The following is a 6,942-nucleotide window of genomic DNA, read 5'->3' as shown; positions in this document are numbered from 1 at the left end:
CTAAGGTGGTTATAGCGACGGGGCTCACCTCTTACCTTTCCGAACAGAGAAGTTAAGCCCGTTTGCGCCGATGGTACTGCACTCGTGGGAGAGTAGGTCGCCGCCTTCTTATAGGACTCAATCAATTTAATTGATTGGGTCCTTTTTTATTATAAAAAAATTAAAGAAATTTAGCTGATTAAAGCTGGTAAAAAAGTCTTTTTTGTCTTTTATAGTATTAATTATTCAAGATTAGTTTTGGCATAAAGTGTATACTTTTTCTGATTAACTTTTATTCCATTTTGTAATTGATTTATATAGCAGGTATCTGTTTTTGGTTAGTAGTTATTTAAGCGTATCACCATTATTTAGTAGTTTTGGATTGAATTTTTTTATTTATTTCGAGCATTTTCTATAGCGTCTATTGCTTTCCATCTTTACTTAATTCTAATTTCTTGTAATGCATCTAAGGCTAAATTATATACGCGGAACCTATCTATTAAAAGAGTAGCGCTTGGAAATGATTTTTTTTAAAAAGCACCGAACTCACTAGTAATTCTAGTTGCTTTTGCTACTAACTTCCAGTTTCTTGTTACGAATTTACTTGTAACTTCATTGAGCCATCTGCTTCTTGTTATATGTAAAAAACATTCTTTCCTCGAATAGGAAAATCTTGAACAGTAGCTTTTAGAAAGAATCCTTGAGAATTTAGTTTTACAAACCCTAAATTCACTTTGAATCTCACTTAATTCAGTAAAATAAAAATGTTTCTTTTCCTCTTTAATCTCGTATTTTATTAAATCAAAGTATTTTGCATGTATCTCGGAGCCTTCATTAGCCAGTCAAATTGCACTATTTAAATGTTGAAAAATTGGAGTTAAAAGCTTATTCCTTAAATTAAAGTTTGGAATTCTCTTTCTAAAATTATTATATTAAAATGATATTTTTTCTTATTTAATTTTACTGATTCTTTTTCTGTCTTGTTAATTTAATTTTAACGTATTGAAGTCTAAATTTTATTGATTAATTCATTTTTAAAACTAATTGCTTCTTATCGATAATTATCGATAAGAAGCAATTAGCTTGTATTTAAACGATATTTTATAAGTTTTAACCTTTTTATTGGTTTTTTAACTAAAATTTAAGATTTAAATTACCAGTTCAATCTTTTTTTTTAATTTGCTCACTGTTTATTTCAGCATTAAATAACCTTATAGATTTTAAAATTTCCCATTATTATGAAAAAAACTACAAATTTATTATTGATCGCTTGTCTTGCTATTTTTTCATTGCAAGTTAGTGCTCAATCTACTATTAATATTACTACTTCTGGTGGAAGTTTTCCTAATGAAAAATGGGTGTCAATTACGACAATGCCAGATGGTACAGGGATGCAAGTTTTTGGACAGGGTAATGGAACACAATGCGATGACTCAGGACTTATAATTCAAAATATTGATTTAGCTCCTGGGATTTATTATGTTAACTGTTATGATCAGTATGATGATAGTTGGGATGGAACATTAATATCTGTAACTGCTTATGGAGACGTAATAGGTAATAATGAAGGTGTTACTCCTGATGATAATGAGGATACTGATCAAAGTAATAATTGCGATGGTACTCCTGAAGAACTAGAGGCGTCATTTCAAATTATAGTTCCTAATCCTCCAACGTGTTTACAACCTAGTAGTGCCGTTATTAATTCAATGACAGATATATCTGCGGAGGCATCTTGGGATGCTGGAATTGTTACTGCTGAATATGAATGGTTAGTTGTTGCCTCTGGTGATGGATCAACTGGTATAGCTATTGACAACGGTTCTACTGCTGCATTAAATACTAATATTACTGGATTAAATGCTGAAACTCCGTACGATTTTTTTATAAAAGCTGATTGTGAAATTGAATATGTCGGGCCAGTATCATTTACTACAAATGCAACGCCTCCACAAAATAATACATGTGCAACTGCTATAGATTTGAGTTTAGAAACAAGTCCTTTATCAGCTTCGATAACAAATGTGACCACTGCAAATGAATCTTTGAGTTGCGGTCTTACAGCAGGTAGAGATTTGTTCTATCAAATTTTAGTTCCTAATACTTTTGAGTTTAGTTTTAATCAAACTGTAAATACTTTTGATTCTGTACATAGAGTGGCATATAGTAGTTCTTGCCCAGGTGAAACAGAATTATCTTGTATAGATGGTGGTACAGGTAATGGTGAATATGCTGTTACTGAATGGACAAATGATACTGGAGTTGATCAAACAATATATATCGTTATAGAGGGATATAATAATTCGTCACTTGGTGACTTTACTTTTCAATGGTCTGTTAATGCTCCTCCCACGTGTTTAAGTCCTACAGAACTTACTACTTCTGTCATTAGTGCAACTAGTGTAGATTTATCTTGGATAGCAAACACTGGAGAAAATAGTTGGGATATAAAATTTGGTCTCCCAGGTTTTGATCCATTAACTGAAGGAACATTGGTACAGGATAATGATGGTATTTCTACAACGCAAGTCAATGGACTAAATCCTGCAACTGAGTATGAAGTATATGTTCGCGCTGTTTGCAGTCCTACAGATATGAGTGTTTATAGTGAAGCTTCATTATTTACTACTAATTGTGGTGCATTTAATGTTCCATTCAATGAAAATTTTGATACAACAACAACAGGAGGTACTACATCTCCAAATGCTCCTAATTGTTGGAGTTTTATTAATACGGGAGCAGGGTGGACTTATGTAATAAATTCTTCTTTTAACTCTCAATCTGGGAACAAATCTTATAGATTTAATAATAACAATGATATTACAGGAGATTATTTATTAATTTCTCCTGAAATAGTAGAACTAACTACAGATGGTGTTCAAGTAAGTTTTAGTGCTAAAGGTCTTTCAGGACAAGAATTAGAGGTAGGAACAATTTCAGACCCTTCTGATGCTTCAACTTTTACTGTGTTAAACACGGTAACATTATCATCTTCATCTTATGAGGATATCGAATTAAATATAGTTGCTGGAATAGATTCGTATTTTGCAGTAAGACATGGTCAAACTGGAACTAATGATACTTATTATTTAGATGACTTTACTTTTAACATATTACCAAGTTGTCTTGAGCCTTCAGCTTTAATGGTTACAAATGTTACAACATCAAATGCAACAGTTTCTTGGACTGCAGGTGCTACTGAAACTGATTGGGAATATGTTTTACAAACAGCTGATACAGGTATCCCTACTGAATCTGGCACTCCTTTGTCTGGTACACCTTCAGTTAATTTTATGTCCTTAACAGAGAATACAGCTTATGAAGTTTATGTAAGAGCTATATGTGGTATCGATACTAGTGAATATTCAGATCCAATTTTATTTTATACAGGCTATTGTACTTCTATACCAACTAGTGTTGATAATAATGGAATTGCAGAAGTTATAATAGATAGTACTACATTCACAAGTGCAGGAGACGATGTTACCTATGAAGATTTTACAGGAGTACCTGTAGATATTCAGCAAGCTGTATTAACAAATCTTCAAATAACATTTCAAACGGGTTTCACATATGATACAAATGTATGGATTGACTTAAATGATAATTTAATTTTTGAAGCATCTGAAAAGTTTTTTGATGGAGTATCATCTGGAGCAAATCCAACAACCTTAGATGCCTCATTTATTTTGCCGGTCTCAGCGCCTTTGGGTATTCATAGAATGCGTATCGGTACTGCAGATAGTGGTCAAAACACCCCAAACCCTTGTTACAATGGCACTTATGGAGTTACTATTGATTTAGATGTGACAGTAACAGAAGCTCCTTCATGTTTACAACCAAGTAATATAATTATTGATTCTATAACAGATATTACTGCCGAAGCATCTTGGAGTGAGGGAATTGTTACTACTGAATATCAATGGGTTGTTGTAGCTAATGGCGATTTACCAACAGACACAGCAGTAGATAATGGGAATGTTGCAACGTTAAATGCTAGTATTACAGGTCTAATTGCTGAAATGTCGTATGATTTTTACGTAAAAGCTGATTGTGAAACTGACTTTGTTGGTCCAACAACTTTTACTACAAATTCCACTCCACCAGCTAATGATACTTGTGATAGTCCAACAACAATTATAGCTTCGACTAATTTTGAATGTGAGAATCAATTAAGTGGTACTACAAATGCAGCTACAATATCAAATTTAGATGGTTGTTCTTTTTCAGGAAAGGATGTTTGGTATTCATTTACACCTGCTACAACAAGTCAATATAGTGTAGTTGTTTCTGAAACAAATGATACTGGTTTTAACAGTACTTACGTTACAATTTATACAGGTATGTGTGGTAATTTGACTCAGATAGGCACATCATGCTCAAGCACATCTTACAATGGAACATTAAATCAAGATATTCCTTACCTTATCAATGTACGCTCTACAAGCACTACAGCTAGTTATGTAGATTTTAATTTATGTGTTGTACAGCTAATTGCCCCAGAAAACAATGATTGTGATAATCCTGAAATATTAACTGCATCTATAGATGATACTTGTGTTAATAAGGTAAGTGGAACTACTGAAGGAGCAACGACAACTGCCCCTGACGGTTGTTCTACATCAGGAAAGGATGTGTGGTATTCATATATCCCAGTAAATTCAGGCAACTTTTTATTTAATTTAACCGAAACAAATGATACTGGTTTTAATAGTACTTATATAACAATTTATGATGGCTTATGTGGAGAATTGAATCAAATAGGAACAAGTTGTAGTTCAACAAGCTTAACTGCAACCTTAATACAAGATGTTGAATATTTAGTGAATGTTAGAACCACGAGTACAGCATTAAATAGCTTCGTCGAGTTTGATTTATGTGTAAGAGAAGCAATTCCACCAGTTAATGATAATTTTGCTAATGCAACAGATTTGGTTGTTGGCACTACTTGTTCTAATATTTTAGGAACACTATTGTTTGCTACAAATTCTGCAGAATCAACTGCTGCTAGTTGTGGAAGTACTGATGGACTAGAAAATGATGTTTGGTATAGTTTTGTAGCTCCTGCAAATGGAAACATAATTGTAGAGACGAGTGAAGCTAATACTGTAAATTTTGATACTGTAATGGTTTTTTATGACACAGATGGTATAACACAATTAGTTTGTAATGATGATATTATAACTGGTGTAAGATTTTCAGGATTCTCTTATCAAGGATTAACACCTGGCGCAACATACTTTTTAGAGGTTCATGCATATAATAATGATGCTCCTGGAGATTTTAATATTTGTGCTTATTCTCCTGATTGTACTGGATCTACAGTGACATGGGACGGTTCTAGTTGGACTCCAAATGACCCAACATTTAATGATATTGCAATTATTAACGGAACTTATAACACAGTTGATGATGGTAATATTAATGCATGTAGTTTAGTCATCAATCCAGGAAGAATATTAACGGTTACTGCAGGAAACTTTATTAATATTAATACAGATATAACAGTTAATGGTACATTAAATGTAAACCATCAAGGTAGTATTGTACAAATTGATGAAGATGCAGTAACTTTAAATAATGGCGAAATTAATGTAAATATAACAACCCCAGATCTTGATCCAAGAGACTTTATGTTAATAGGAAGTCCTATGAGTGAGATTGACAGGACTGATTTAGATGGATTCAGATTGCTAAATCATGATACAAACGCTTTTGAAGCTGGAGATTTAGGAATGACAGTTCCAGATGCAACTAATTTTATTGATGCAGATCAAAACGATTGGTTAACCTTTACAGGAACACTTAATCCTGCTGAAGGTTATATGTATTGGCCAGCTCCAGACTTAGTTACTGGAGGTGAGTATGATTTATTATTTAATGAGGGTACTTTAAACAGTGGTACAATATCATATCCAACAACATTTACAGGTGATGTTAATGATAGTCCTAATATGCTTTCAAATCCTTACGCAAGCGCTATTGATACAGATTTACTTATATCAAGAAATGACGCAATTAATGAAGTATATTTTTGGGAGCATAATACTGTTCCATCGGATATTTACCCTAACGTAGCAGGGGTTGATTTTGATATGAGAGATATATCAGTTCGTAATGAAGGTGCTGGTGTTGCTTCAACTACAGGAGGAAATGCACCAACTCAGTTTATGTCAACTGCTCAAGGATTTGGAATTAAAGCTATGACTAATGATCCAGTAATATTTACTAATGATATGCGTGTAACTGAGAGTGATGCTGTATTGAGAAATTCAATAGAAGCAGATCGTTTATGGTTAAACTTAAAAAGTAATTCATTTAGTGATAATAGTAATTTAGCAATTGTATTTACTGGTGCTGCTACTGCTGGTTTTGATAATGGATTTGATACAGAGCGTATTGCAACAACCGTTTCAATGTACACGCAAATATCCAATGATCAAGGTTATATTATTCAAAGTAGAGAAGCTTTCTCAAATGGAGCTAGCATAACTGCTGGATTTTCATCAAGAATTGGACAGGATGAATCTTACACAATATCCTTAACTGAAAGAGAAGGCGATAATATAACGGGTGCAACAATTTATCTCATTGATAATTTGACAAATACGATAACAAATCTTATACAAAACAATTATACTTTTGGTAGTGAATCTGGAAATTTCCCGGGACGTTTTACAATTGTATTTGAAAATGAAGCCTTGGGGATTAGTGATTTATCACTTGAGTCAATTGCAATTTACCCTAACCCTGCTCAAGACAAATTGAACATCACTTCACCTAATGCACTACTTAAAAGTATTCAGGTTATTGATATAAGAGGAGTTGTAATTATTAATGAGTTAGTTTCTCAACAAAATACAACCACTATTGACGTATCTAATTTAAGTAATGCTGTATATTTCGTTACAATGAGCACAGATAAAGGCTCTTTGACTAAACGATTTATTAAAAAATAATAAA

2 protein-coding genes and 1 rRNA gene are annotated in these 6,942 nt (G+C 32.9%); 2 read left to right on the top strand and 1 reads right to left on the bottom strand.

Annotated features, from left to right (window positions below):
• The first annotated feature begins 1 nt into the window (after position 1).
• Positions 2-109 (top strand): 5S ribosomal RNA (gene rrf / locus GB234_RS10380).
• A 400-nt stretch (positions 110-509) separates the two neighbouring features.
• Here the strand turns inward: rrf and GB234_RS15370 are convergent.
• The gene (locus tag GB234_RS15370) at positions 510-800 is read right to left on the bottom strand and encodes an ISAon1 family transposase N-terminal region protein (RefSeq protein WP_443094151.1); all 291 of its coding nucleotides are present in this window, start codon (positions 798-800) and stop codon (positions 510-512) included.
• Between the two features lie 417 nt (positions 801-1,217).
• Between GB234_RS15370 and GB234_RS10375 the strand changes: the two genes are divergently transcribed.
• Positions 1,218-6,938 (top strand): DUF8693 domain-containing protein, encoded by a 5,721-nt coding sequence (locus GB234_RS10375; RefSeq protein WP_151894490.1) that lies wholly within the window; start codon positions 1,218-1,220, stop codon positions 6,936-6,938.
• Positions 6,939-6,942: the final 4 nt, after the last annotated feature.

The sequence above is a fragment of the Patiriisocius marinistellae genome (assembly GCF_009014635.1).
Taxonomy (GTDB): domain Bacteria; phylum Bacteroidota; class Bacteroidia; order Flavobacteriales; family Flavobacteriaceae; genus Patiriisocius; species Patiriisocius marinistellae.
The sequence above is the reverse complement of the archived record's forward strand: the minus strand, read 5'-3'. Positions and strand labels throughout refer to the sequence as shown.